Raw genomic sequence first — 26546 nt, forward strand, 5'->3', positions numbered from 1 at the left:
ATGGTCGACCAGCTGTCCAGCTTCGCCGCGGAGGTCACCCGCGTGGCCCGCGAGGTCGGCTCGGAGGGCAAGCTCGGCGGCCAGGCCCGGGTGGAGGGCGCGGAGGGCATCTGGAAGCGCCTCACCGAGAGCGTGAACGAGCTGGCCGGCCGCCTCACCACCCAGGTCCGCGCGATCGCGGGGGTCACCACCGCCGTCGCCCAGGGCGACCTGACCCGCTCGATCAGCATCGACGCCGAGGGTGAGATCGGCGAGCTCAAGGACAACATCAACACGATGGTGTCCGTCCTGCGCGCCACCACCACGGCCAACCAGGAACAAGACTGGCTGAAGTCCAACCTGGCCCGGATCTCCCGGCTCATGCAGGGGCACCGCGACCTGATGGAGGTCGCCCGGCTCATCATGAGCGAGCTGACCCCGCTGGTCTCCGCCCAATACGGCGCGTTCTACCTGGCCGGCGCCACCGGCGACCACGACCTGCACCTCATCGCCGGGTACGGCACCACCGCGGCCACCAGCCCCCGCAAGCGGTTCGTCATCGGCCAGGGGATCGTCGGCCAGGCCGCCCTCGAGGGCAGGCGGATCCTGCTGCCGAAGGTCCCCGCCCAGTACCTCACCGTGGACACCGGCCTCAGCACCTCGGTCCCCGCGCAGATCGTCGTCCTGCCGATCCTGTTCGAGAGCCAGGTTCTCGGCGTGCTGGAGCTGGCCGCGTTCGAGGATTTCAGCGAGATCCAGCACGACTTCCTGAACCAGCTCGTCGAGACCATCGGCGTCACCATGAACACGATCATCGCCAACTCCCGGACCGAGGACCTCCTCACCGAGTCGCAGCGGCTCACCACCGAGCTGCGGGAACGATCCGACGAGCTCCAGCGCCAGCAGGAGGAGCTGCGCCGCTCCAACGCCGAGCTGGAGGACAAGGCCGCGCTGCTGGCCAAGCAGAACCGGGCCATCGAGATCCAGAACTTCCAGATCGAGCAGGCCCGCCGCACGCTGGAGGAGCGCGCCGAGCAGCTGGTCGTCTCCTCCCGCTACAAGTCCGAGTTCGTCGCCAACATGTCGCACGAGCTGCGCACCCCGCTCAACAGCCTGCTGGTCCTGGCCAAGCTGCTGACCGAGAACGCCGAGGGCAACCTCACCCCCCAGCAGGTCGAGTTCGCCCGGACCATCCACGGCGCCGGCTCCGCGCTGCTCCAGCTGATCAACGACATCCTCGACCTGTCCAAGGTCGAGGCCGGGCGGATGGACATCCACCCGCAGCAGATCCCCCTGTCCAAGCTCGTCGACTACTGCGAGACCACCTTCACCCCGCTCTCCCAGGACAAGGGCCTGTCGTTCACGGTCGAGGTGGACCCGTCGGTCCCGCAGGAGCTCCGCACCGACGAGCAGCGCATCCAGCAGGTGCTGCGCAACCTGCTCTCCAACGCGATCAAGTTCACGCCCAAGGGCGAGGTGCGGCTCCGCGTGCTCCGCGCCCAGCCCGGCATCTCCTTCGTGGACGAGACCCTGCGCGACGCCGAGGACATCCTGGCCTTCGAGGTGGTGGACACCGGCATCGGCATCGCGGCCGACAAGCTGGAGGTCATCTTCGAGGCGTTCCGGCAGGCCGACGGGACCACCAGCCGCAAGTACGGCGGGACCGGCCTGGGCCTGTCCATCTGCCGCGAGATCGCCCGCCTGCTCGGCGGCGAGATCCACGTGGTCAGCGCCGTGGGCCGGGGAAGCACCTTCACCCTGTACCTTCCGGCGGCCTACGGGGGCCCGCTGGCCTCCCGCGACGGCGGCGCGGCGCCCCCGGTCGCCGACGCCGCCCCGCGCGACGTCGTGGCCGTGTCCACCGGCGTCCTGGAGGAGGGCCCCGAGCTGCCGGAGATCCCGCTGCCCGAGGTCATGCCGCCCATGCCGCTGCCGCACTTCCCCGAGTACGACGGGCAGGCGTGGACGGGGGAAGATCCGCTCAACAGCGCCAAGATCCTCATCGTGGACGACGACATCCGCAACGTCTTCGCGCTGACCAGCGTGCTGGAGCGGCACGGCGCCACGGTGGTCTTCGCCGAGAACGGCCGGGAGGGCATCGAGCAGCTGGAACGGAACGAGGACGTCGCCCTCGTCCTGATGGACATCATGATGCCGGAGATGGACGGCTGGGCGACCACCTCCGCGATCCGGCGGATGCCCCAGTTCGCCGATCTGCCGATCATCGCGCTTACCGCTAAGGTCATGCAGGGCGACCGGGAGAAGAGCATCGCCTCCGGCGCCTCCGACTACGTGCCCAAGCCCGTCGACGTCGACCGCCTGCTGGAGCGTCTGCGCGGCTGGCTCAGCCGTGGCCGGGCGGCCAGTGACACACGTGAAGGGGCGTGATCGATGCCCGACAGAGCCAAGATTCTCCTGGTCGACGACCGCGAGGAGAACCTGATCGCCCTCGAGGCCATCCTCAGTTCCCTCGACCTCGTCCCCGTCCGTGCCCGGTCCGGTGAGGAGGCCCTGAAGGCCCTGCTCAGCACCGAGTTCGCACTGATCCTGCTGGACGTGCGGATGCCCGGCATGGACGGGTTCGAGACGGCGTCGCACATCAAACGCCGCGAACGCACCCGGAACATTCCGATCATCTTCCTGACGGTGGTCGACAGCGCGCCCGACTACGCCTTCCGCAGCTACGCCGCCGGCGCGGTCGACTACCTGACCAAGCCCTTCGACCCGTGGGTGCTGCGGGCCAAGGTCTCGGTCTTCGTCGAGCTGTACAACATGAACCGCCGCCTGGCGGAGCAGGCCGGCATGCTCCGCGAGCGCCTGACCGCCGAACTCCCCCCCGGCCGGGCCGGCGACCAGGCCGCCGTGCTGCCCGAGCTCTCACGCCGCCTCACCGCCGTCGAGAGCGAGCTCGCCCGCGTCCGCGAGCTGGCCCGCAAGTCCAACGACCCCACCCTCACCGGCCCCCTCTCCGATCTCGCCGACCGCCTCAACCACCTCCGTTCCGGCTTCGACGCCCTCACCTGAGGCCCTCCTCCCCTCCCCGCCCCCGCCGTCCCACCGCCATGGCGCCGCTGCCCGGCGCCGCCGTACGGCGTTGCGCCGGGCAGGACGGCCGACGGTCAGGAGGAAGGCGACGGGCGGGGAGAGAGCGGGTTCCACACCCGGGCGGTGCGGTCGTCGCCGCCGGAGACCACCACGGGGCGACCTTGTTGCCCAGGGCCCACGGTCGACACGACTCCGCCGGTGTGGCCGGTGAACGGCGCGCCGACCGGCTCCCCGGTCGCCAGATCCCAGACCCGCACCGTGCGGTCGTGACCGCCGGAGACGACCACCGGCCGCCCCTCCAGCTCCGCGACCGCCACCGACGAGACCCCGCCGGCATGGCCGGGGAACGGTGTCCCGATCGGCTCCCCCGTGGTCGGGTTCCAGACCCGCACGGTCTTCTCGTCACCGGAGACGATCACCGGACGGCCGTCCAGTCGTGCCGCCGCCATCGTCCAGACCGTGCCGCCGTGTTCGAGTGACACGACGGAGGCGCCGGAAGCCCGGTCAGGGGCGCCGGAGACATCCGGCCGGGACGAGCCGGCAGCGCCGGAAGCGCCGGAAGCGCCGGACCGAGGGGATCCGGAGACATCCGGCTGCTGGAACCAGACGACCCCGCCGACCAGGAGGAGAGCGGTGACGACGGAGCCCGCGGCCGTCAGCAGGCGGCGCGGGACGGGACGGGGCTCGGCGGCCGGGCGCTGGAAGCCCGCAGGGAGCCCGCTCCCGGCGCCGACGCCGGTTCCACTTCCGGTGCCAGTTCCGGTCCCGCTTCCGGCACCGGCTCCACTCCCGCTCCCGGGCTCCCGGCGGGTGAGCTCGCCGAGCACGTCGGAGACGGCGGGCCGGGCCGCCGGGTCTTTGGCCAGGCAGGCGGCCAGCAGCGGGCGCAGACGGCCGGGCGTCCCGGTCAGGTCGGGCTCGCGGTTCAGAACGGCGTTCATCACCGCCGCCTGGACGTTCCCGGGGAAGGCCGGGTGCCCGGTGGCGGCGTACACGATGGTGGCCGCCCAGCTGAACACGTCCGACGCCGGACCGGCTTCCGCCCCGTTGAGCTGCTCGGGCGCCAGGTAGGCCGGTAAGCCCACCAGTTCCGAGCTCGTGGAGGTGCGGTCGAGCGTCCGGGCGATGCCGAAGTCGATGACCACGGGCCCCTCCGGCCCCATGATCGCATTCCTGGGCTTGACGTCGCGGTGGACGACGCCCGCCCGGTGGATCGCCTCCAGCGCCGTCAGGGTGGTGACCGCGAGCCGTTCCAGGCCGCTCCCCGCCCGTGGCCCCTCATCGGCGATCAGGTCGTGCAGGGACGGCCCCGGGATGTACTCGCTGACCAGATAGGGCCGGTCACCGACGATGCCCGCGTCGAGGACCCTGGCGGTGCAGAACACCGCGATCCTCCGGATGACCTCCGCCTCCCGCAGGAACCGCTCCCGGGCCACGGGATCGGCCGCCATCCTGGCGTGCAGCACCTTGACGGCCACCCGGTGGCCCCTCGGCGACTCGGCGAGGTAGACCGCGCCCTGACCGCCCTCGCCCAGCACCCCGGTCAGGCGGTAGCCGCCGATCCGCTCCGGGTCGCCCGCGCTCAGCGGGCCGGGGCCGGGCACCGCGCGCCTCTCTCCACAGCCCTGCGTCTCTCCGCCACGCCGAGTGCCTCCCTGCTGTCCGGCGCACCGGCTCACGTGCGGTTCTCCACCCGCCGTGCCCGCATCCGCCGCTCCACCGACCGGCCCTACCATGATCCGGAACCATCCGGCCAGAACGGCGACCGCCCGCTCCCGCCTTTCCGCCTCCCGTACGGCCCGCGCCCGCACGGCCCGCCGTACGGGATGGGCGGTGGCGCGTTGACGGGGGCCACGAGGCGGGAGAAGTTGGGGTATGACTGATTGGCGGCGTGCCGGGCTGGTCCCCGTGGTGTACGACGTCGGGGTCGAGCACGAGCGGATCGGCACGATGGGCGGCAGGCTGCTGTGGGGAGCGGATCTGCGCCGCTTCTACCGCGGCATCGAGGAGCTGCGGACGCTCGTGGACGGCGGGCACGTGCTCGACGTCCCCTGCGGTGGGGGCATCGCCTTCCGGGGATTGCCGAAGAAGGGCCCCTACCGTTACGTGGCGCTCGACCTCTCCCCGGTGATGGTGGGGCGGGCACGGGCCAACGCGGCGCGGAACGGGCTACGGGAGATCGTCTTCCTGCGGGGGGACGTGTCCGCGCTGCCCCACCCCCCGGACGCCTTCGACCTGTGCGTCAGCTACTTCGGCCTGCACTGCTTCCCCGATCCGGCGGCGGCCCTGGCGGAGATGGGCCGCGTCCTGCGGCCCGGCGGGCGGTTGCGGGGAACCTCGATCGTGCGCGGGGGCGGCCTGCGCCAGGATGCGATCATCTCGCTGTTCCGGCGGGTCGGGGCGTTCGGGACCGTGGGGACGGCGCAGGAGTTGTCGTCCTGGCTCTCCGCCGGCGGGTTCGACGACATCGACGTCGATCGCGACGGCGCCGTCGCGTTCTTCTCCGCACGGCGCGCCTTCGGATAACCGGCGGGCCGTGTGCCGGGGCCCGCCGCGGGTCAGCGGCGGGCCTGCTCCAGGGCGTCCCAGAACCCCCGGCGCAGGGCGTGGCGGACCTCGTCGTGGAGGAGGAAGTCGATCGGCAGGGAGGAGCCCTGCAGGAGGCGGGCCTCCAGGTCGGAGGGCATGCGCGGCTTGCGGGCCAGGACCGCCTCCAGCCACAGGGCCGGGGCGTCCTTGGCCACGGACTCGCCGAAGTCGTGGCCCTCGGTGTGCGCGGCCTTCACCGCGTCCGCCAGCGTGGTCGTGCCGCCCGTGGCGGCGTTCTGGATCGGGACGGGGGCCGCCTGCGGGCCGGTGTAGGGGCCGGCGGGCTGCGGGCCCGTGTAGGGGCCGACGGGCTGGTAGCTCGCCATGGCCCCGGTGCCGCCCGAGGAGTACGGCGCGGAGGATCCGGAAGAGCCCGAGGAGGCCGAGGAGGCCGAGGAGGCCGAGGAGTACGGCGAGGCCGTGGACATCGGGCCGGTCGGGTTGCTGTGACCCGCGGGCGGGGAGGGCGCCGAGGAGGCGGCCGGGGGCGCGGCGGACGAGGACGGCGGAGCGGGCGGGGCGGCCGGGGACGGCTCCTGGGAGTAGCCCGGGTAGGCGGGCAGCGCGGGAGGAGAGGCGCTGGACCTGGACGTCTGGACCGGTGAGGCGGGGGCGACGGGGGTGATGCCGTTGCTCGGCGTGGCGCCGGACGAGATCGCGTTGCCGAGCGGGGCGGGGGCGCTCAGCGGGGTGGAGCCGGTCACGGCCTGGTGGCCGTTGTTCGCCGCGGAGCCGTTGCCCAGCGCCGGGAGCTCGGTGACGCCGGTGTTCAGGGTGACGTACGGCCGCAGGTGGCCGCCGCTCATCTCGATCAGGTCGTCGCACTCCTGGCGGAGGGAGCGGGAGACGGCCCAGCCGCCGTCGGCGGCGATGTGCACCAGGGTGATCCGGATGCCGAGGTCCTGGGCGTCGCAGACGACCTGGGCCAGGTCCTCGTCACCGCTGACCACCACGGCGTCGCAGATCGCGTTGTTGCGGGCGAGCGTCATCAGGTCGCGGTGGACCTGGGCGTCCACACCCTCGCGGCGGCCCGGGCGGATGCGGGACAGGCGGAGTTTGAGGCCGGGGATGTCGGCCAGGGCGTCGTGCTCGGGGGTGTGGCGGCCCTCGACGGTCGCCTCGTACCAGTAGCAGCGCAGCGCCGGCAGCCCGGTGCGCTCTCTGGACAGATCGGTGAGGAGCTGGATGAGGCCCGGGTAGTCCCAGGCGACCGCCTCTCGGCGACGGGTCCCGTGCACGGCCATCGCGCCGTCCGCCAGAAGGTAGCCAGCGTCCACGAACAGCGCGCAGCGATCCACGCGACACCGCCCTTTCTACGCGGCCCGACCCTACGGCTCAGACATGCTCGAGAACGCCCTGAGAGACCGGGCAGGCAGCCCTTCCTCAGGGTAATCAAGCAACTGATCGTCCGAAGGTGAATCCTGACGATTCCACCATCGCCCGACCATCCGCCGGAGCGTTTACGCAGACCGTACCAGTTCGTCCCGTTCTTGAAACCGTTCATTACGAACGGGCCTGCACGTGCACCGCAGCCACTCCGAACAGCAGGGCGTCGCGGCGGCTGCTCACTCTCAGCACCGGGGCGCGACCGAGGGAAGCCCGGAAGTCGTCGACGTCCACCCCGGGGGTCGAACGGGTGCCCAGCGCCCCCGTGGCGGAGCCGTCGAAGACGTCGCCCGGGTCACGGCTCCCGCCCTCCGGCCGGAGCGCGCCGCGTCCCAGCGTCACGCGGTCTCCCCGCACGCCGGCCTCGCCGTCCCAGGTCACCAGGCTGATCCGGGCGGGCGCGGCGTTCGTCAGCCCGCCGAGCGGGACCTGCGCCGGCGTCGCGCGGCCGACCGCGGTGACGGTGTCGACGACGACCGCCTGGCTGTACGGCCGCCGCGGATCGGCGGCGATGACCACGAGGCTCCATCCGGCGTACCGGGCGGCCCTGCCCCGCACCGGGACGTCGGCCACCCAGTAGCGGCCCCTGAGCCGGTGCACCAGCCGGGTCACGTCGGCGAACGCCTGGTACGCCCGGCCGGTCGGCAGCCTCCGCTCCGCCGTCCGCGCGGCCCTCACCCGGGTGTAGCGCTCGTCTCCGGGCGCCTTGAACTTGACGTGCCCGGAGGCCGGCGCGCTCGCCGACCAGTAGAGCCCGGCCCAGACGATCCTGCTGCGCTTGGGCAGCACCAGCCGCGCCGCGCTCGAACTCTTCGTCGACGGATCCCGGTCCAGGTCGAGAGGGCGCGTCAGGCCGCTGGAGCGCGCCGGACCCGAGCGTGTCGGGCCGGTGGAACGCCTCGGGCCGGTGGGCGCGCGCGTCAGAAGGGTGTTGCCGATCGCGGCGGTGGTCACCCGGCCGTCGGTGGCGAAGCGCGCCGGGGCCCCGGCGGCCCGCACCCCGCCCGCCGACGTGGCCGTCGTCCTCGTGTCCCCCGCGGTGATCCGGACCGAGGACGTCCCGCCCTCGGCGGCCTCCGGCGAGACCAGCACCCGCAGGAAGATCGCGGTGGACCGGCCCGCCGCCAGCGGCCCCCGGACGCAGCGCGCGCCCGCGGGCGCCGCCCGGCAGGACCAGCCGTCGACCGTGCCGACGGGTCCGTTGCGCACCCCGGCCGGCCCCGGGTCGGCGGGGCGCGCGTCGGCGAGCCCGGCCCTGGCGGGACCCCCTTCGGCGGGCTCCGTGCCGTCACGCCCCGCATCCGCCCAGGCCCGCCCGGCCGCCGTGCTCACACCGGCCGCCGTGCTCATGCCGGTCGCCGTCCTTCCATCGGCGGAGGCGGTCACCACGACCGGACCGGCCAGCGCGACGGGGCCGACGGCGGAGATCGTCCGGTTCCGTCCCGCCGTGGGGAGCAGCGTCACCCCGTCCGGGAAGATGACGCGCGCCACGAGCCTCCCGCTCCGGTCCGTGCCGGCGTTGCGCAGCCGTACGGCCACCATGCCCGGCTCGGACCTGACCAGCGCGCCGAGCGTGTCGATCCGGGCGACCAGGCGCGGAGCGGGGGCGGAGTCCGGCCCGGGACGGGGGGCCGGCTCCGAAGGCCGGCCGAACGGCGGGACCACGACCACGGACCTGTGGGGATCCGGCGTCCCCTCCCGTGAGGACCCCGGATCGCCCGGCGACGGCGTGCCGTCCGGCAGCGACGGGACGTCCGAAGGCGACGGGGCGTCCGGGCCGGGTTGCGCGACGATCGGCGCGGGTATCGGGGTGGACGTGTGGGCCGGGCTGAACAGCGCCGGGTCGCCCATCGCCGTCACCACCAGGGCCACGGCCACGGTGAGCGCGACGGCGGCGCCGACGGTCGCGGCGATCTGCTGCCACCTGCCGGGCTCCCGCCCCCACCCGATCACGCCGCCGAGGAGCCCTCCGCCGCGGTCGTTCCTGCCCAGCGCCGTGAGATATCCGCTCAGGGTGGGGCCGGCGATGAGGGGACCGACGATGACGCGCAGGCCCTGGCTGACGTCGTTCAGCTCCATGAACACGACGCGGCAGTCCGCGCAGTCCGCCACGTGCCGGTCGACGGAGCGGCTCTCGCGCTTGGCCAGCCCGCCCCGGACGTAGGCGCCCATCTTCGCCAGCACCGAACGGCATCCGTGCCGGGGCGCGCCGGCGAGGTGGGCGCGCAGGCACGCCTGGCGCAGCCCTTCCAGCGCCTGGCAGGCGAACGCCGCCACGGCGTCCTGCGGCAGGCCGAGGAGGATCGCGATCTCGGCGGGCGAGGCCCGTTCCACCTCGGTGTGCCACAGGACCAGCTGCCACCGCTCGGGCAGCGAGAGGAAGGCCCTGGCGACCAGCGAGCGCTCCAGGCCGGTCAGCGCGGGGTCCACGAACGGCACACCGGGGTCGAAGAGCTCGATCTCGGTCCCGGCGCCGTGCCCGCCCTCGTTCCGTCCGCGCTCGTAGAGCGTACGGCGCAGCGCGGTGAGCAGGTACGGCCGGAAGGACTCCCGGGGGCCGCCGTCCCGCCTGATCAGGTCGAGGAGTCTGGTGAACGTCTCCGCGACCACGTCCTCGACCTCGGCGGGCGTGTGGACGAGTTGCCTGGCCAGAGCCCGTGCCGCGGCCACGTGCCGCTCGTAGAGGCCGACATAGGCCGCCGCGTTCCCGCCTCTGATCGCGGCGAGCAGCCCGGCGTCCCCTTGGAGCATGTCCATACTCATTGTGACCTCACGATTACCCAGCGTTGCCACGCGGGTTCATTCCGCACTCCATGCCAGGGCTAAACCGGGATGGGCTCTTTACCTCGCCGGCACCTCGCCGGCCGGTCCCGGGGCGGCGCGGGCCCGCCGCCCGAGCGGCCCTAATCTTGTCGGCATGAGCGATCGCGAGAGCCTGCTGACCGAGATCAAGAAGAAGGCGGTGGTGCACGGCAAGGTCGTGCTGTCCTCCGGCAAGGAGGCGGACTTCTACATCGACCTGCGCCGGATCACCCTCGACGGGACGGCGGCGCCGCTGGTGGGCCGGGTCATGCTCGACCTCACCGAGGACCTGGACTACGACGCGGTGGGCGGGCTGACCCTGGGCGCCGACCCGGTCGCGGCGGCCATGCTGCACGCGTCGGCGGCCCGGGGCCGCGCGCTCGACTCCTTCGTGGTCCGCAAGGCGCAGAAGGCGCACGGCATGCAGCGCCGGATCGAGGGGCCGGAGGTCGCCGGGCGCCGGGTCCTGGTGGTGGAGGACACCTCCACCACCGGCGGCTCCCCGCTGACGGCGGTGGAGGCGCTGCGCGAGGCGGGCGCGGAGGTCGTGGCGGTGGCCACGATCGTGGACCGGGGGGCCGCCGCCGCCGTCGACGGGGCCGGTCTGCCGTACCTGACCGCCTACACCCTGGAGGACCTCGACCTGGCCTAGAGGCCCGCGAGAACGCCCCGGAGCTCGGGAAGCGCCCTGGGGACCTGCGAGAACATCCCGGAGGCCGGGGCGGGCGCCCGGCCGGTCCGCTCGCCGGGGACGGTGAGGCGACTCGCGAGGACAGAGAGACCACTCGCGGGGACGGTGAGGTCACTCGCGGGGGACGGTGAACTCCTGCCGTTCCCCGACCTTGCCCGGAGGGTGCTCGGCGCCGTTGACGCGGACGCGGACGGCCGACGCGTCGGTCAGCACCACGTCCACCTTGTCGTCGAAGGACTGGGCCTGCTCCCCCCGGGTCATCTCCCGGTCGAACAGCACATCCCCACCGGTGACCTTCAGAAAGACCGTCGGGCAGCGTTCCTGCACGCACTCGACGAACACCGTCGGGGCCCGCGAGGGCGAGTCGGAGGGGGCGGAGAGGGGCTTGGTCGCGGGCGGGGTCGCGGAGCCCGCCTCGGGCTCCGCGCCGAACCCGCCGGTCAGCGAGATGGCGCCCAGCACGATCAGGGCGAGCAGACCCAGCGCTCCCAGTACGGCGAGCGCGAGGCGGGCGATGCCCATCGGATCAGACCTGTGGCGTCCCACACGGTGGAGGGTAGCGGTAGGTGAGGAGGTCTCACGACCACCCCCGCCTTTTCCGTCTGAGGGCAGATCCGTTCCGTCTGAGGGCAGATCCGTTCCGTCTGAGGGCAGATCCGCCGGGCAGGAGCTACCCGGGCGGGTAGGAACCAGGAATACTGGCCCGGGGGCCACGCGTCGCCGGGCCCGCCGATCCGCAGCCGACGTCTCCAGGGAGATGACAGATGCCCATCGCCACCCCAGAGGTCTACGCCGAGATGCTCGACCGAGCCAAGGCGGGCGGTTTCGCCTATCCGGCGATCAACGTGACCTCGTCCCAGACTCTGAACGCCGCGCTGCGCGGCTTCGCCGAGGCGGAGAGCGACGGCATCATCCAGGTCTCCACCGGCGGCGCCGAGTTCCTCTCCGGCGCCACGGTGAAGGACATGGTGGTCGGTGCGACGGCGCTGGCGGAGTACGCCCGCATCGTCGCGGCGAAATACCCCGTGACGGTCGCGCTGCACACCGACCACTGTCCCAAGGACAAGCTGGACGGCTTCATGCGCCCGCTGATCGACATCTCCCTGGAGCGCGTGGCCAAGGGCCAGGACCCGCTCTTCCAGTCGCACATGTGGGACGGCTCCGCCGTACCGCTGGAGGAGAACCTGGAGATCGCCAAGGAGCTCCTGGAGAAGTGCGCCCGCGCGAAGATCGTCATGGAGATGGAGATCGGCGTCGTCGGCGGTGAGGAGGACGGCGTCGTCGGCGAGATCAACGAGAAGCTCTACACCACCGCCGAGGACGCCCTCGCGACCGCCGAGGCCGTGGGCGTCGGCGACCAGGGCCGCTACATGCTCGCCGCGACCTTCGGCAACGTGCACGGCGTCTACAAGCCGGGCCACGTCAAGCTCCGCCCGAGCGTGCTCAAGGAGATCCAGGAGGCCGTCGGCGCCAAGTACGGCAAGGAGAAGCCGTTCGACCTGGTCTTCCACGGCGGCTCCGGCTCGCTGCTGGAGGAGATCCACGAGGCGATCTCCTACGGTGTGATCAAGATGAACATCGACACCGACACCCAGTACGCCTTCACCCGCCCGATCGCCGCGCACATGTTCGCCAACTACGACGGCGTGCTCAAGGTGGACGGCGAGGTCGGCAACAAGAAGGCCTACGACCCCCGCTCGTACGGCAAGGCCGCCGAGACGTCCATGGCGGCCCGCATCGTGGAGGCGTGCCGGCACCTGAAGTCCGCGGGCACCAAGCTCGCCTGAGCGGCGTTCCGCGCAGGACACCACGTAGCATCAAGCTCGACCGGGGCGTGCCCGGACGGATCCCGCCTCCGCCGCGAATCCGCCGGGCGCGCTTCGCCGTCCCTCCCGCCGGTCCGGGCCGCCTCCCCGCGCGGCCCGGACCGGCGGGAGACGGGCGGGAGACCGGCGCGGGACCGCGCCCCGTCCGGGGCCGGCCGCGGCGACTCCCGGGGCCGATCTTGGCTCGACGCAGGCCACAGGATAGGACTTCAGTATGGAATCGCACGAGAACCTCCTCGCCGGACCACCGCCCACCCTCCTGCCGGACACCCCGGAGGCCAGGGAGGCGCTGGAGCAGAGCGACAAGGCGTCCGACGTCGCCGCGCGCTTTCCCTCCTACTCCGCGGCGTGGGCCGCGCTCGCGGACGAGTACTTCGCCGCCGGGCACGCCGTGACGTCGTACGCGTTCGCCCGCACCGGCTACCATCGGGGGCTGGACCAGCTGCGCCGGGCCGGGTGGAAGGGCCACGGTCCCATCCCCTGGGACCACGCGCCCAACCGCGGCTTCCTGCGCTGCCTGTTCGCGCTGTCCCGGGCCGCCCTGGCGATCGGCGAGAAGGACGAGGCGGAGCGCTGCGCGCAGTTCCTGCGGGACTCCAGCCCCGAGGCCGCGGCGGAGCTCGGCGGCTGACACAGGGATCCCGGCTCCGAGGCCGCGGCGGAGCCCGGCGGCTGACACAGGGTCACCGGAGAGCCGTCGCAGCCTGGAGAAACCTCCCGTCCTGTGACGGGAGATCCCCTTTCCCGACCTCGTCGGGTATTCTCTCCTCGCAAGAGCCCCTGTCGCGATTGCGCCAGGGGTTTTCGTTTTTGCAGTGGGAGACTAACGATGCCGGCTGTCGTTCTCTTCGGCGCCCAGTGGGGCGATGAAGGCAAGGGTAAGGCCACCGACCTGCTCGGCGACCAGGTTGACTACGTCGTCCGATACCAGGGCGGCAACAACGCGGGCCACACGGTCGTCATCGGCGACCAGAAGTACGCCCTGCACCTGCTCCCCACGGGAGTGCTCTCGCCGAACGTCATCCCGGTCATCGGCAACGGCGTCGTCATCGACCCCGGCGTGCTGCTGAGCGAGATCGAGGGGCTGGAGGCCCGCGGGGTCTCCTCCGAGCGACTGCTGATCTCCGCCAACGCGCACCTGATCATGCCGCACCACAAGGCCATCGACAAGGTCAGCGAGCGTTACCTCGGCAAGGCGCGGATCGGCACGACGGGCCGGGGCATCGGCCCGGCCTACGGCGACAAGATCTACCGGATGGGCATCCGGGTCCAGGACCTGCTCGACCCGGGCATCCTGCAGAAGAAGATCGAGATCGCCCTCGGCGAGAAGAACCAGATCCTCACCAAGATCTACAACCGGCGCGGGCTCGACCCGGCCCAGGTCCTGGAGGAGTACCTCGGCTACGCCGAGCGCCTGCGCCCGCACATCGCCGACACCTCGCTGATCCTGAGCCGGGCGCTGGACGAGGGCAAGGTCGTGCTGCTGGAGGGCGGGCAGGGCAACCTGCTCGACATCGACCACGGCACCTACCCGTTCGTCACCTCCTCCTCGCCCACCTCGGGCGGCGCCTGCACCGGCGCGGGCATCCCGCCCACCCGCCTCACCCGCGTGATCGGCATCCTCAAGGCGTACACCACGCGCGTCGGCTCCGGCCCCTTCCCCACCGAGCTCGACGACGAGATGGGCGAGTGGCTGCGCACCACCGGCGGCGAGTACGGCGTGACCACCGGCCGCAACCGCCGCTGCGGCTGGTTCGACGCGGTCATCGCCCGCTACGCCACCCGGATCAACGGCGTCACCGACTTCTTCCTCACCAAGCTGGACGTGCTGTCCGGCCTGGAGAAGATCCCGGTCTGCGTCGCCTACGAGGTGGACGGCGTGCGTCACGACGAGATCCCGATGACCCAGACGGACTTCCACCACGCCACGCCGGTCTACGAGGAGTTCCCCGGCTGGCAGGAGGACATCTCCGGCGCCAAGTCCTTCGAGGACCTGCCCGCCAACGCCCGGGCCTACGTCAAGGCCCTGGAGGAGATGAGCGGGGCCCCGATCTCGGCCATCGGCGTCGGCCCCGGCCGCACCGAGACCCTCCAGCTCCGCCCGCTGATCTGATCCTGCCCGGTCCCTGTCCGATCCTTGGATCACATTCCCCGCATGCGGCGCGCCGCATGCGGGGAATCCGGGTCTGTTGTCGGTAAAGTCCCCCTGTGCCTGCCGAGATTCACGGTCACCGGGGAGCCCGAGGGCTCCGCCCGGAGAACACGCTGCCCGGTCTCGCCCACGCCCTCGAACTGGGCGTCCACGCGCTGGAGTTCGACGTCGCCATGACGGCCGACCGGCGCCTGGTGCTCACCCACGATCTCACCGTGTCCCAGGTGACCAGCGCCGACACCCGCCCGGCCTTCCGCGGCGACCCCCTGTTCCCCTACGTGGGCCGGCCGGTCGGCTCGCTCACCCTGGCGCAGCTGCGCACCCTCGACTGCGGCGTACGGCTCCCGCTCCATCCCGGCGACCGCTTCGCCGCGACCCAGATGCCCGTGCCGGACACCCGGATGCCGACGCTGGGGGCCGTGCTGGGCCTGGTGGACGCCTACGGCGCCGACGGCGTGCGCCTGCACGTGGAGCTCAAGTCCGACCCCACCCGCCCGGACCTGTCCGCCGATCCGCGCGAGTTCACCGAGATGGTGGTCGCCGAGCTCGACCGGCACCGCAGGCTCGGCGGCGCGGCGATCCTCAGCTTCGACTGGCGCGTCCTGCGGATCGCGCGGGAGCTGGCCCCCGCGACGCAGCGCTACGCGCTGATCGAGCTGGACACCCTGGACGGCGTCTGGCTGGACGGCCTGGACCTGGCGGACTTCGACGGCGACGTCCCGGCCGCCGCGGCGGCGGCCGGGGGCACCACGGTCTCGCCCGAGCACGTGATGGTGGACGAGCGGTTCGCCCGGCAGGCGGAGCGGGCCGGGCTGCCGGTGGCCCCGTGGACGGTCAACGAGCCCGCCAGGGCCGCGGAACTGCTCGACCTGGGCGTGGCCGGGATCGTCACCGACTACCCCGACCGGATGCGCGAGCTGTGGGCGGGGCGGGGACTGCCCCTCCCCGCCCCGATCACCGCCCGGCGCGCCGTCGGCGTCTGACGGCGTCCGCGGCTTCCTACAGCCAGCCGTTGCGGCGGAAGCCCCGGTAGAGCAGCGAGCAGACCAGCACCATGACGCCGATCACCGCCGGATAGCCGTAGACGGAGTTCAGCTCCGGCATGTGGTCGAAGTTCATCCCGTAGATGCCGGCGATCATCGTGGGGACGGCCATGATGGCGACCCACGAGGAGATCTTCCGCATGTCCTCGTTGGCGAGGGCGTTGGAGCGGGCGAGCGCCGCCTGCAGGACGGAGTTGCACAGCTCGTTGGACGACTCCACCTGCTCGCAGACGCGGGCGAGGTGGTCGACGACGTCGCGGAAGTACTCCCGCATCTCGGAGGGGATCATCCGGCGCTGCGCCAGGGTGGACAGCGGCGCCTGGAGCGGGGTGACGGCCCGCTTCATCTCGATCATCTCGCGCTTGAGGTTGTAGATCCGGCCGATGTCCCGGGCGCTGACGTCGGCGAAGACCATGGCCTCCACGTCCTCCAGCTCGGTCTGCATCTCGTCGGCCACGTGCAGGTATTTGTCCACGACGTGGTCGGCGATGGCGTGCAGCACACCGGTCGGGCCGCGGTTGAGCAGCTTGGGCTTGTCCTCCAGGCGCTCGCGCACCAGCGACAGCGGGCAGTACTCGCCGTGCCGCACGGTCACCACGAAGTCGGGGCCGACGAACACCATGATCTCGCCGGTGCCGATGACCTCGCTGGTCGCGGTCAGCTCGGCGTGCTCCAGGTAGGCGATGGTCTTCAGGACCACGAACAGGGAGTCGTCGTAACGTTCCACCTTGGGCCGCTGATGCGCCTTGACGGCGTCCTCGACGGCGAGCGGGTGCAGGTCGAAGACCTCGGCCAACCACTCGACCTCGGGGGCGTCGGGCTCGTGCAGGCCGACCCAGACGAAACCGTCGGCCTTCTCCTTGCCGGCGTTGTGCTCGCGGACGAGCTCCAGGGCGTCGGGGATGCCCAGAGCCTCGACCTTCTTGCCGCCGATGTAGGCGGCGTACTCGACGAGTGAGTCGCTCGGCGGGACGCAGGCGCTCCCGCGCCGGTCACGCATCATGGGAGCGGAAATGTGAGGAATACGGGCAGCACGTGCGTGCTTGATACGAGGAAACAGGAGCGAGGAGCGCATAACATGCCTTCCCGCCCGATCCGGCACTTCTCTGCGCGCGACGCGATGTCACCTCAGTTCGAATCAGGAATGCGCGCAAGACCGATCGGGCACCGATGCGGAGTGGTTGAGAGGGCGCACGGGCAGCGTGCGCGAGCACGTACTGCTGGGATCGCCAGAGGACATTCCCAAACCACCTCCAATCGGCAGCGGGCACACAAAGTCGTACGAATCTATCACAGGATAGAAGTACGGCTCCCAGGGTACTCCCAGCTCCGGGCCCCCGACCGGAAACTCGTCACTTCAGCCCTGTATGTCCCGCCCACGCCTCTCCGCCGGCCCCGACGCCCGCTCCCGCCGCCCCGCGCCGCCTCCTCCGATGGCGCCGGTACGGCGACGCCTCGCACAGACCCCTCCGGCGCCGCCGTACGGTGAGACGCCCGACGGCCGTCCACAGCCCTCCACTAGGCTCTTCGGCGTGCGCGTTCTCGTAATCGGATCCGGCGGGCGTGAGCATGCCCTGTGCCGGTCGCTGGCAGCAGACCCCCAGGTCACCGAGGTCCACTGTGCTCCCGGAAACGCCGGGATCGCGCGGGTGGCGACCCTTCACCCGGTGACCCCGACCGACCCGGCCGCGGTCGCGGCCCTGGCCCTGGAGCTGGGCGCCGACCTGGTCGCGGTCGGCCCCGAGGCGCCGCTGGTGGCCGGGGTCGCCGACGCGGTCCGGGAGGCGGGCGTCCCCTGCTTCGGCCCCTCGGCCCGGGCCGCCATGCTCGAGGGCTCCAAGGCCTTCGCCAAGGACGTCATGACCGCCGCGGGCGTGCCCACCGCGCGCTCCCGCACCTGCGCCACCCCCGGGGAGGCCGCCGCCGCCCTGGACGAGTTCGGCGCGCCGTACGTGGTCAAGGACGACGGTCTGGCGGCCGGCAAGGGCGTGGTGGTCACCGACGACCGCGACGAGGCGCTCCGGCACGCCGCCGCCTGCGAGCGGGTCGTCATCGAGGAGTTCCTGGACGGCCCCGAGGTGTCGCTCTTCGCGCTCTGCGACGGGAGCACCGCCGTCCCGCTCCAGCCCGCCCAGGACCACAAGCGCGCCTACGACGGCGACGCCGGCCCCAACACCGGCGGCATGGGCGCCTACACCCCGCTGACCTGGGCCCCGGAGGGCCTGACCGAGCAGGTCATGTCCGAGACCGTCATCCCGACGGTGACCGAGCTGGCCCGGCGCGGCACGCCGTACACCGGGGTGCTCTACGTGGGGCTGGCCCTGACCGCCAAGGGCCCGAAGGTGATCGAGTTCAACGCCCGCTTCGGCGACCCGGAGACCCAGGTCGTGCTGGACCGCCTCCAGACCCCGCTGGCCGGCCTCCTGCTCGCCTGCGCCGAGGGGACGCTGGACGCGTTCGGGCCGATCTCCTACCGCGGCGGCGCGGCGGTGACCGTGGTGGTCGCGGCGGAGAACTACCCGGACACCCCGGTCAAGGGCGACGTGATCGAGGGCCTCGCGGAGGCGGACGAGGTCGAGGGCGCCTACGTGCTGCACGCCGGGACCGCCTTCGACGGCGACCGGATCGTCTCCAGCGGCGGCCGGGTGCTCAGCGTGGTCGGCGCCGGCCCCGACGTGGCCGCCGCCCGTGACGCCGCCTACGAGGCGGTCGGCCGCATCCGCCTGCGCGGCTCCCACCACCGCACCGACATCGCCCACCAGGCGCTGTAGCGGCGGGCCCGGGGCGTCCGCGGCGCGGACACCCCGGCCGTCTCCCGGACGCCGTCGTCGGGGCGCCGGCTTCCACGGAGGAATCCGGCGCCTGCGCACCGGCCGCCGATGCCGCCGGACCGGGGAACGGCTCCGGAGCCTTCCCCTCGTCGAAGAGGTCTAGACCCTCCTGGCAGACTTGGTCCGTGAAGCACCTGCACTCCGGCAAGGTCCGTGACCTCTACCAGACCGACGACGGCCTGCTCCTGATGGTCGCCTCGGACCGCATCTCGGCCTTCGACCACGTCCTGACCCCCGACATCCCGGACAAGGGCGCGATCCTCACCCAGATGTCGCTGTGGTGGTTCGAGCAGCTGGCCGACGTCGTGCCCAACCACGTGGTGGCCCCCGGCCCCGACTCGCGCAGCGTGTTGTGCAGGCCGCTGCGGATGGTCCCGGTGGAGTGCGTCGCCCGGGGCTATCTGACCGGCTCCGGGCTCATCGACTACCGCCGCGACGGCGAGGTCTCCGGGGTGCGGCTGGAGCCCGGCCTGGTGGACGGGTCCCGGCTCCCCGAGCCGATCTTCACCCCCTCGACCAAGGCGGCCGTCGGCGAGCACGACGAGCCCATCAGCTTCGAGCGGGTCGTGGCGGAGGTCGGCGCCGACACGGCCGAGGAGCTGCGCCGGATCACGCTCGCCGTCTACCGGCGCGGCGCGGAGATCGCCCTGGAGCGGGGGATCATCCTGGCCGACACGAAGATCGAGCTGGGCTGGGACGCCGACGGCGCGCTGACCCTCGGCGACGAGGTGCTGACCCCCGACTCCTCCCGCTTCTGGCCGCTCGACCAGTGGGAGCCCGGCCGTTCGCAGCCCTCCTTCGACAAGCAGTACGTCCGCGACTGGCTCACCTCTCCGGCGTCCGGCTGGGACCGCGCCTCGGGTGAGGCTCCGCCCCCTCTCCCGGATGACGTGGTAGAACGCACTCGCGACCGATACGTGGAGGCTTACGAGAAACTGACTGGTCAATCCTTCAGGGGGTAGTTCCTCCCCGAAGTGCCAGGTTCAGAAGGTGCGCAACGGCTACTGTTGGGCCGACGCTCAGGCTGCCGCCCTCGTCGCACGATTCCCACCTCTCCATTTCCAAGGAGCATGACGCATGGTCCGTTACCGCGTGCGCGGTGGCAACGCACTGCGCGGAACCGCCTTCATCCAGGGCGCCAAGAACGCCGTGCTGCCGATGATCGGCGCGGCACTGCTGGCGGCCAGGGGCCGTACGGTGCTGCGCAACGTCCCGATCATCGAGGACGTACGGCGCGCGGTGGAACTGGCCGAGGCCGTCGGGGCCAAAGTCGAGCTCCACGAGAAGGAGCGCACCCTGGTCATCGACGCCTCGGAGCTGACCAGCCCGGTCCTGCCCGCGCAGATCGCGCGCCGCTTCCGCGGCTCGGTGCTGTTCGTCCCGGCGCTGCTGCACCGCCTCGGCGAGGCGGTCATCGAGGGCGTGGGCGGCTGCAACCTCGGCAGCCGCAACCTCGACTTCCACTACCTCGGCTACAAGCGCCTGGGCGCCGTGGTCAACGAGGGCGACGCCGTCATCCACGTCAAGGCCGCCGGGTTCACCGGCGCGACCCTGTACCTGGACACGCCTTCGCACACCGGCACCGAGAACCTGATCATGGCGGCCTCCCTGGCGCGCGGCACCACCGTGATCGAGAACGCGGCACTGGAGCCCGAGGTCCTCGACGTCATCGACATGCTGACCCGGATGGGCGCGAAGATCAGCGGCGGCGGCACCGGGTTCATCACCGTGGAGGGCGTGGAGGAGCTGCACGCCGTCGAGCACACCGTGATGCCCGACCGGCTCGACGCGGGCGTGTTCGCCATGGCGGCGGCCATCACCGGCGGCGAGGTCAACCTGGTCGGCGCCGACCTCGACCACCTCGGTGTGGTCCGCTACAAGCTGGAGCAGATGGGGGTGGAGTTCGCCGACCACGGCGCGGTGCTCCACGTACGCCGGGACCGCCCGCTCCGCCCGATCAACGTGATCACCGACACCTACCCCGGTTTCGCCACCGACCTCCAGTCGCCGATCATGGCGATCGCCTGTCTCGCCGACGGCGCCAGCTACATTCATGAGCGCATTTTCGACGGGCGGTTCGCATTGGCCAGCGAACTCAACAAGATGGGCGCCGACATCGAGGTCAAGGAGAACAGCGCGGTCGTGCGGGGCGCGACGCCGCTGCGCGGGACCGAGGTGACCGCGCACGATCTCCGTTCCGGAATCGCCCTCGTCCTCGCGGGCCTCGCCGCCGAAGGCGAAACGGTGATCGAGTCCGGCTATCTCATCAACCGGGGCCACTCATATCTCGCCGAGCGCATGCAGGCGCTGGGCGCCGATGTGGAGCAGGAGATTTCTGCGCCATAATCAACGGGTTTCATCCGTCGAGAACTGCGACTACCTGTGTAAATGGTGGGATTCACGGGTTTAGCGCCACCGGTTGGCCACTGGTGGACAGAAAATCGGGCGTGACATTATGGCCCCCACGAGCGATCGTTCCAAAAGAGAGCCGAAATCATCGGACGGCAGGATGGGAACGAACATTGGTAGAGCGGGTCGAAGAAGCTCCACGAGTGTCACGCCCGGGTGCCATGACACCGGATCTCACTATCGGTGTGGTGGGCCCTCATGATCTCGTCGAGCGAGTGATGCTGATGGGTCATGCGGCGGCGCCTCTCCCCTGCCGCCTCGTGGCCGCCGCCTACCGGGACGAGCAAGAGGCCCCGGACAAGGTCACCCGGCTGGGGGCGGGCGTGGACGCCTGCCTGTTCGCCAGCCCGGTCCCCTACGATCTGGCCCGGCGCTCGGGGGTGCTGACCATGCCGGCGACGTACGTTCAGCTCGGCGGGGCCGCGCTGATCGCCGCGCTGGCGCGGGCGGCGCTCGACGAGCGGATCGACCCCCGCCGGATCAGCGTGGACGTGCTGGGCCGGGCGGACGTCGAGGAGGCCTACGCCGACCTGGGGTTGCCGGTCGAGAATGTGCACAGCCGCGACGAGCCGGGCGCCACCGGCACGATCGCGGCCTTCCACGAGCGGCTGGCCCGCCAGGGCGCCACCAGCGGGGCGCTCACCTGCCTGTCCGCGGTCGCCGACCGCCTGCGGGCGGCGGACGTCCCGGTGGTCAGGGTCCGGCCGACCTCCGCCGCGGTCCGCACGGCGCTGCACACCGCCGCCCTGCTCGGCGCGCACCACCGGCTGGAGGAGTCGCAGCTGACGGTGGTCCTGGTGGAGGTGCCGACGCTGCGCGAGCCGGTCCGCCGGGCCGCGCCGCGCCACTGGCGCGACGAACTCCGCCTCTCGCTCCACCGCCTGCTGGTGCAGGAGGCGAACCGGATCAACGCGACGGTGACCCCGATCGACGACCACAGCTACATGGTCATCGCCACCCGGGGCTCGGTCGCCTCGGCCACCGAGGGTTTCCGGGTGCTGCCGTTCGCCGCGCGGGTGCGGGAGGAGCTGGGGCTGGCGGTGGAGGTCGGCGTCGGCATGGGACGGACGACCCATGACGCCGAATCCCACGCGAGGGCCGCGCTGGCCCGCACCCAGGCGGGCAAGCAGGCGCAGGGCTTCGCGGTGGACCGCGAGGGCCGGGCCTTGATCCCGGCGCCCAGGACGCCCCCGCACGGCACCGGGGCGGTCCGGCCCAAGGGCGTGGAGGTGCTGGCCCGGCTGGCCGCGAAACTGGAGAGCGGGGACACGGTGGTGGACGCGGAGAGCGCGGGCAAGATGCTCGGCGTCACCTCCCGTACGGCACGGCGACTGCTGCGCACGCTGGTGGACGAGGGACTCGCGTGGCCGCTCCCGCCGAACCGCACCCCCCAGCCGGGCCGTCCCCGGCAGCTCTACCGCCTGATCGTCGAGAAGCTCAGCAACCGGTAGAAGCTCGGCGACCGGTGGAAGTCCGGCGACCGGCACGAGCATCACGACGCACGGCAGGAGAGCCACGGCGCACGGGAGGTCCGTCAGGTCAGAGCAGAACGCATCAGACCACGTCGAAGTCCGCCATCATCGCCATGTCCTCGTGTTCGAGGTTGTGGCAGTGCATCATGTAGCGGCCCCGGTAGCCCTCGAAGCGGACCAGCGTGTCCACGACCTCGTAGGGCCGGACGTCCACGGTGTCCTTCCAGCCCGCGTCGGTCGGCGCGGGCGGCCCGCCGTTGCGCGCGAGCACCTGGAAGCGGGCCAGGTGGACGTGGACCGGGTGGTGGAAGTCGCCGGTGAACCGCCACAGCTCGGTGGTGCCCAGGCGCGGCGTGGCCAGCGGGACTCCGGGGCGGTACGGCCGCCCGTTGATCGTCCAGGACCCGCCGCCGCCCTGACCGGTCCGGCGGAAGTCGAAGAGCCGGGTCGCGACGGCCGCCGAGCGGTCGGGCGGATCGACCCGGCTCAGCCGTCCCGGGACCGCGCTGTCGTCGCGGGCCCTGCGGACGACGCGGAAGCGCATGACGCCGCGGGCCGGACCGGTCCCCAGGGTGTTGACCAGGGTCACCTCGGTTCCGACGGGATGGGCGGAGAAGTCCACGACCACGTCGAACCGCTCGCCGGGCGCCATCGTGACGGCCTCGTGCGCCACCGGCGCGGCGAGCAGCCCCTGGTCACCGCCGACCTGGACGAACCCGCCGCCGGGAGTCAGCGCCAGCCGGTAGCGGCGGGCGTTGGAGGCGTTGAGCAGCCGGAGCCGGTACCGGGCGGCGTCCACCTCCAGCACCGGCCACGGCGCCCCGTTGACCAGGATCACGTCGCCCTCGACGCCCTCCATGTAGGCGTCCTCCACCCCGGGGGTCACCAGCAGGCTCCGGTCGCGTGACGGGTAGCGGAACGAGCCGTCCTCCTCGAAGGCCCGGTCGCAGATCATCAGCGGGATGTCCCGCTCGCCCTTCGGCAGCGGCAGGGCGTCGTCCTCGTCGTCGCGGACCAGGAGGAACCCGGCCAGCCCGCGCCACACCTGCGGCGCGGTGAAGTCCATGCGGTGGTCGTGGTACCAGAGCGTGGCGGCCCGCTGGTCCAGCGGGTAGACGTAGTCCTTGGCCCCGGGGTGGAGGGTCCACAGCGACGGGTCGTGGTGGGCGTGCGCCCCGGGCGCCGGGCGGAACCCCCGGCCCCGGGCCACCACCAGGTCGGTGGGGTAGCCGTCGGAGCCGGGCGGGGTGACCCCGCCGTGCAGGTGCGTCGAGGTGGGCACGGGCAGCTCGTTGCGGACCCGCACGACGGTACGGTCACCGCGGCGCAGGTCGAAGGTCGGCCCGGGGAAGGTCCCGTCGTATCCCCACACCTCGGTCAGGACACCCGGGACGATCTCCACCTTGGCCGCGCGCTGGACCACCTCGTAGTGGCCGGGCCGCACGGGACGCGCCGTCGCGGGGACGGGCAGCGGAACGGTGAACGGCCGGGGCAGCGGCAGCGCGCTCGTCAGGGTCTCCCCGGAGACCTCGGCCGTCAGGAAGCCGCCCGCGCCGCCGCATCCGGCGGCCGCGAGCCCGGCGCCGCCGAGCAGTCCGAGGAAGCCGCGACGGGAGACGCGGTAGGGGACGCGATGGGGAACGTGACGGGAGATCACGCGTCCTCCGTCCGCAGGCCATACCAGGCCCACCCGGTCAGCGCGGCGGAGACGCCGAAGATGGTCACCCCGAGCGGGAAGTGCGCGGCGAGGACGCGTTCCTGCCCGAGCACGACCTGGAGCGTCTCGGCGACCGCGAGCGCGGCGGTCGCCCCGGCGGGCCAGGCCGGTCCCCGGCCCGGACGCCGCAGCAGGACCGCGGCCACCAGCTGGCACAAGAGCATGGCGGCGGTGAACCCGCCGTTGTCGCGGTGCCACAGGAGCATGTCCACGTCGCCGGTGACGAACAGCCCCGCCAGAACCGCCTGACCGAACACGCCGAGCAGATGCAGGACGGCGGTGGAGCGCAGCGACCAGACGGCCCAGCCGGGTGCGCGGGTACGGCCGGCCGGTGCACCGGGTGTGCGCGTGCGGTCGTCGGGTGCGCGGGTACCGCGAGCCCGCGCCGCGGAGGGTGGGACGCGGCCCTGCGTTCCAGGGGGTGGGACGCGGCCCTGCGCTCCAGGGGATGGGACGCGGCCCTGCTCCGCGGAGGGTGGGATCTTCATGACCGCCATGGTGGTGCGACGCCGCCGGGCGGTCGTCGGACCGGCGACGGCACTTCGCCGTACATCCGGGGATGTACGGCGCGGCCGTACGGGGCCCGGATACACCCCGGGATGCAGGCGCGGTCTCGTTCCCCGGCCGGTGGGCGCGGCCGGCCCGGTGGCCTACCGTTTCAGCTGTGAGGCTGGTGAAGATCGTGAATACCTGGCAGGCCTGGAGAGCCGACGCGCTGATCGCCGCGGTCGTGCTGGCGCTGGGCGTCGCGGACACCTACGGGCGGCTGTCCGCCTCGGGGCTGGTCGAACGGCCCCTGGACACGGCTGGTCTCGCGCTGCTCCTGGTGTCCTCGCTCGCGCTGGCGTTCCGGCGCGGCGCCCCCGTGCCGGTCGGGGTGATCGCGGTGGGCTGCGGCATCGCCTACTACGGCGCCCGGTATCCGGGCGTCTTCGCCACCGGGCCCGCGCTGGTCTCGATCTACACGGCGGCGGTCCTCGGACGGCGCCGCCTGGCGATCGTGCTGGCCGTCGCGCTCGCCGTGGGCGTCTCCGTCCCGGTCGCGCTCGCCGAGGGCGATCCGGAGCCCGGCGGCCTCACCCTGCTCAGCGGCTGGCTGATGGCCGCGGTCGTGGTCGGCGAGATGGTCCGCAACCGCCGCGCCTACGTCCGCGAAGTCGAGCGGCGGGCCGCCGAGGCCGAACGCACCCGGGAGGAGGAGGCGCTGCGCCGGGCGGGCGAGGAACGCCTCTGGATCGCCCAGGAGCTGCACGACTCGCTCACCCACGCCATCTCGGTCGTCAACGTCCAGGCGTCGGTCGCCCTCCAGACGTTCGATCACCGGCCAGAGCTGGCCCGCGCGGCGCTGACCGCCATCAAGGAGGCCGGCCACGAGGCCATGGACGAGCTCCGCGCCACCCTCGGCGTGCTCCGGCAGGCCGAGCCGGACGGCGAGGCGGGCCTGGCCCGGCTGCCCCGCCTGGTGGCCAGGACCGAGTCCGCCGGACTGCCGGTGAGGACGGTCGTCGTCGGCGCGCGGCGGGAGCTCCCCGCGGAGGTCGACCGGGCCGCCTACCGCATCGTCCAGGAGGCGTTCACCAACGTGCTGCGGCACGCCGGGGCCGCGTCGATCACGCTGACGACCGAGTATCGTCCCGGCATGATCGTGCTGGGTGTCGAGGACGACGGGACGTCACGCCCCGGGGAGACCGGGAACGGGATGGGGCTGATCGGGATGCGCGAGCGCGCGGTCGCCGTCGGCGGGTCGTTCACCGCCGGGCCGCGGCCGGGGGGAGGCTTCGCCGTACGGGCCGAACTGCCCGCTGCCGCAGGGGTCGAGCCGTCGGCTGCCGTAAGGGCTCCAGGGGTCGCGGGCCCCGCGGGGGCCGAGCTTCCGGTGGGGCATCCGTGATCCGGGTGGTGCTCGCCGACGACCAGCCGCTGATCCGCGCCGGGTTCCGGGTGCTGCTGGAGATGGCCGGCGACATCTCCGTCGTCGGCGAGGCGGGCGACGGGGGCGGGGCCGTCGAGCTCTGCCGCGCGCTGCGGCCGGACGTGGCGCTGCTGGACGTCAGGATGCCGCTGCTCGACGGGATCCAGGCCACCCGGAGGATCGGCGCCGACCCCGGGCTGGACGGGGTGCGCGTGGTGATCCTGACCAACTACGCGCTCGACGAGTACGTCTTCGCCGCGCTGCGCGCCGGGGCCAGCGGCTTCCTCCTCAAGGACATCGAACCGGCCGACCTGCTGCAGTCGGTGCGGGTCGCCGCCCTCGGCGAGGCCCTGCTCTCGCCCTCGGTGACCCGCCGGCTGATCGAGGAGTACGTCTCCACCCCGCCCCGGCCCGTGCCCGGGCCCGGTCTGGAGCGGTTGACCGACCGCGAGCGCGAGGTGCTGGCCCTGATCGCGACCGGGATGTCCAACGAGGAGATCGCCCTGCACCTGACCATCAGCCAGGCCACCGCCAAGACCCACGTCAGCCGGATCATGGGCAAGCTGGGCGCCCGCGACCGGGCCCAGCTGGTCGTGCACGCCTACGAGTCCGGGCTGGTCGTCCCGGGGAGCCGCTGAAGCCGGCCGGGGCGCGGCGACGCCGGTTCGGGGCGCGCCTCCGGGGTCGCGTCT

At 72.6% G+C, this 26546-nt stretch carries 21 protein-coding genes; 14 read left to right on the forward strand and 7 right to left on the reverse strand.

The features are described 5' to 3' along the window. Window positions 1-2367 (forward strand): ATP-binding protein (locus Plo01_RS07215; protein WP_203889728.1); only part of this gene is annotated, 2367 nt, incomplete at its 5' end. Between the two features lie 3 nt (window positions 2368-2370). Beyond that, on the forward strand, window positions 2371-3003 hold the full coding sequence (locus tag Plo01_RS07220; protein ID WP_203889729.1) for a response regulator: 633 nt from the start codon (window positions 2371-2373) through the stop codon (window positions 3001-3003). A 95-nt stretch (window positions 3004-3098) separates the two neighbouring features. Here Plo01_RS07220 and Plo01_RS07225 read toward each other — a convergent pair whose 3' ends face one another. Further along, window positions 3099-4628 (reverse strand): serine/threonine-protein kinase, encoded by a 1530-nt coding sequence (locus Plo01_RS07225; protein ID WP_203889730.1) that lies wholly within the window; start codon window positions 4626-4628, stop codon window positions 3099-3101. Between the two features lie 271 nt (window positions 4629-4899). Here Plo01_RS07225 and Plo01_RS07230 point away from each other — a divergent pair, with 271 nt between their 5' ends. Beyond that, window positions 4900-5550, forward strand: a complete 651-nt coding sequence (locus Plo01_RS07230; RefSeq protein ID WP_203889731.1) for a class I SAM-dependent methyltransferase — start codon at window positions 4900-4902, stop codon at window positions 5548-5550. Between the two features lie 32 nt (window positions 5551-5582). On the opposite strand, the gene Plo01_RS07235 is transcribed toward Plo01_RS07230, so the two are convergent. Both Plo01_RS07235 and Plo01_RS07240 read right to left on the reverse strand, forming a co-directional pair. Continuing rightward, a complete protein-coding gene (locus Plo01_RS07235; protein WP_203889732.1) occupies window positions 5583-6911 on the reverse strand; it encodes an NYN domain-containing protein in 1329 nt (442 codons plus the stop codon). Window positions 6912-7116: 205 nt separating this feature from the next. Then, window positions 7117-9750, reverse strand: coding sequence for a sigma factor (locus tag Plo01_RS07240; protein WP_203889733.1), 2634 nt, complete (start codon window positions 9748-9750; stop codon window positions 7117-7119). 166 nt (window positions 9751-9916) lie between these two features. On the opposite strand from Plo01_RS07240, the gene pyrE reads away from it, so the two are divergent. Beyond that, window positions 9917-10453, forward strand: a complete 537-nt coding sequence (pyrE, locus tag Plo01_RS07245; protein ID WP_203889734.1) for an orotate phosphoribosyltransferase — start codon at window positions 9917-9919, stop codon at window positions 10451-10453. A gap of 150 nt (window positions 10454-10603) precedes the next feature. Here the strand turns inward: pyrE and Plo01_RS07250 are convergent, their stop codons facing one another. Next, the gene (locus tag Plo01_RS07250; protein WP_203889735.1) at window positions 10604-11038 is read right to left on the reverse strand and encodes a hypothetical protein; all 435 of its coding nucleotides are present in this window, start codon (window positions 11036-11038) and stop codon (window positions 10604-10606) included. Window positions 11039-11256: 218 nt separating this feature from the next. On the opposite strand from Plo01_RS07250, the gene fbaA reads away from it, so the two are divergent. From fbaA to Plo01_RS07270, 4 genes are all read left to right on the forward strand, one after another. Further along, window positions 11257-12279, forward strand: coding sequence for a class II fructose-bisphosphate aldolase (gene fbaA / locus Plo01_RS07255; protein WP_203889736.1), 1023 nt, complete (start codon window positions 11257-11259; stop codon window positions 12277-12279). A gap of 253 nt (window positions 12280-12532) precedes the next feature. Then, a complete protein-coding gene (locus Plo01_RS07260) occupies window positions 12533-12949 on the forward strand; it encodes a DUF3151 domain-containing protein (protein ID WP_203889737.1) in 417 nt (138 codons plus the stop codon). Between the two features lie 198 nt (window positions 12950-13147). Beyond that, complete coding sequence (locus Plo01_RS07265) at window positions 13148-14431, forward strand: adenylosuccinate synthase (RefSeq protein ID WP_203889738.1); 1284 nt, start codon at window positions 13148-13150, stop codon at window positions 14429-14431. Window positions 14432-14526: 95 nt separating this feature from the next. Continuing rightward, a complete protein-coding gene (locus Plo01_RS07270) occupies window positions 14527-15453 on the forward strand; it encodes a glycerophosphodiester phosphodiesterase family protein (protein WP_203889739.1) in 927 nt (308 codons plus the stop codon). Between the two features lie 16 nt (window positions 15454-15469). Here Plo01_RS07270 and corA read toward each other — a convergent pair whose 3' ends face one another. Next, window positions 15470-16513, reverse strand: coding sequence for a magnesium/cobalt transporter CorA (corA, locus tag Plo01_RS07275; protein WP_239315994.1), 1044 nt, complete (start codon window positions 16511-16513; stop codon window positions 15470-15472). Window positions 16514-17045: 532 nt separating this feature from the next. Between corA and purD the strand changes: the two genes are divergently transcribed. From purD to Plo01_RS07295, 4 genes are all read left to right on the forward strand, one after another. After that, window positions 17046-18284 carry a phosphoribosylamine--glycine ligase gene (purD, locus tag Plo01_RS07280; protein ID WP_203889741.1) on the forward strand — a complete coding sequence of 413 codons (1239 nt, stop codon included), beginning with the start codon at window positions 17046-17048 and terminating at the stop codon, window positions 18282-18284. A gap of 185 nt (window positions 18285-18469) precedes the next feature. Continuing rightward, window positions 18470-19306, forward strand: a complete 837-nt coding sequence (locus Plo01_RS07285; RefSeq protein WP_203889742.1) for a phosphoribosylaminoimidazolesuccinocarboxamide synthase — start codon at window positions 18470-18472, stop codon at window positions 19304-19306. 115 nt (window positions 19307-19421) lie between these two features. Beyond that, a complete protein-coding gene (murA, locus tag Plo01_RS07290; protein ID WP_203889743.1) occupies window positions 19422-20690 on the forward strand; it encodes a UDP-N-acetylglucosamine 1-carboxyvinyltransferase in 1269 nt (422 codons plus the stop codon). 224 nt (window positions 20691-20914) lie between these two features. After that, a complete protein-coding gene (locus Plo01_RS07295) occupies window positions 20915-22204 on the forward strand; it encodes a GTP cyclohydrolase IIa (protein WP_203889744.1) in 1290 nt (429 codons plus the stop codon). Between the two features lie 103 nt (window positions 22205-22307). Here Plo01_RS07295 and Plo01_RS07300 read toward each other — a convergent pair whose 3' ends face one another. Next, the gene (locus Plo01_RS07300; protein ID WP_239315995.1) at window positions 22308-23882 is read right to left on the reverse strand and encodes a multicopper oxidase family protein; all 1575 of its coding nucleotides are present in this window, start codon (window positions 23880-23882) and stop codon (window positions 22308-22310) included. Next, window positions 23879-24430 carry a hypothetical protein gene (locus Plo01_RS07305; RefSeq protein WP_203889745.1) on the reverse strand — a complete coding sequence of 184 codons (552 nt, stop codon included), beginning with the start codon at window positions 24428-24430 and terminating at the stop codon, window positions 23879-23881. The genes Plo01_RS07300 and Plo01_RS07305 overlap by 4 nt, the downstream gene beginning before the upstream one ends. A 176-nt stretch (window positions 24431-24606) precedes the next feature. Here Plo01_RS07305 and Plo01_RS07310 point away from each other — a divergent pair, with 176 nt between their 5' ends. Both Plo01_RS07310 and Plo01_RS07315 read left to right on the forward strand, forming a co-directional pair. Further along, window positions 24607-25833, forward strand: coding sequence for a sensor histidine kinase (locus Plo01_RS07310; RefSeq protein ID WP_203889746.1), 1227 nt, complete (start codon window positions 24607-24609; stop codon window positions 25831-25833). After that, window positions 25830-26492, forward strand: coding sequence for a response regulator (locus Plo01_RS07315; protein ID WP_203889747.1), 663 nt, complete (start codon window positions 25830-25832; stop codon window positions 26490-26492). Before Plo01_RS07310 ends, Plo01_RS07315 begins: the two co-directional genes overlap by 4 nt. Window positions 26493-26546 lie beyond the last annotated feature (54 nt).

Source organism: Planobispora longispora (assembly GCF_016863135.1).
Classification (GTDB): Bacteria; Actinomycetota; Actinomycetes; order Streptosporangiales; family Streptosporangiaceae; genus Planobispora; species Planobispora longispora.

Excerpts from the sequence above, each read along its gene's own strand:
- Plo01_RS07220 (WP_203889729.1), top strand. The coding sequence starts at position 2,371 with ATGCCCGACAGAGCCAAGATTCTCCTGGTCGACGACCGCGAGGAGAAC.
- Plo01_RS07230 (WP_203889731.1), top strand. The coding sequence starts at position 4,900 with ATGACTGATTGGCGGCGTGCCGGGCTGGTCCCCGTGGTGTACGACGTC.
- Plo01_RS07240 (WP_203889733.1), bottom strand. The coding sequence starts at position 9,750 with ATGCTCCAAGGGGACGCCGGGCTGCTCGCCGCGATCAGAGGCGGGAAC.
- pyrE (WP_203889734.1), top strand. The coding sequence starts at position 9,917 with ATGAGCGATCGCGAGAGCCTGCTGACCGAGATCAAGAAGAAGGCGGTG.
- fbaA (WP_203889736.1), top strand. The coding sequence starts at position 11,257 with ATGCCCATCGCCACCCCAGAGGTCTACGCCGAGATGCTCGACCGAGCC.
- Plo01_RS07260 (WP_203889737.1), top strand. The coding sequence starts at position 12,533 with ATGGAATCGCACGAGAACCTCCTCGCCGGACCACCGCCCACCCTCCTG.
- Plo01_RS07265 (WP_203889738.1), top strand. The coding sequence starts at position 13,148 with ATGCCGGCTGTCGTTCTCTTCGGCGCCCAGTGGGGCGATGAAGGCAAG.
- corA (WP_239315994.1), bottom strand. The coding sequence starts at position 16,513 with ATGCGTGACCGGCGCGGGAGCGCCTGCGTCCCGCCGAGCGACTCACTC.
- murA (WP_203889743.1), top strand. The coding sequence starts at position 19,422 with ATGGTCCGTTACCGCGTGCGCGGTGGCAACGCACTGCGCGGAACCGCC.
- Plo01_RS07295 (WP_203889744.1), top strand. The coding sequence starts at position 20,915 with ATGACACCGGATCTCACTATCGGTGTGGTGGGCCCTCATGATCTCGTC.
- Plo01_RS07305 (WP_203889745.1), bottom strand. The coding sequence starts at position 24,430 with ATGAAGATCCCACCCTCCGCGGAGCAGGGCCGCGTCCCATCCCCTGGA.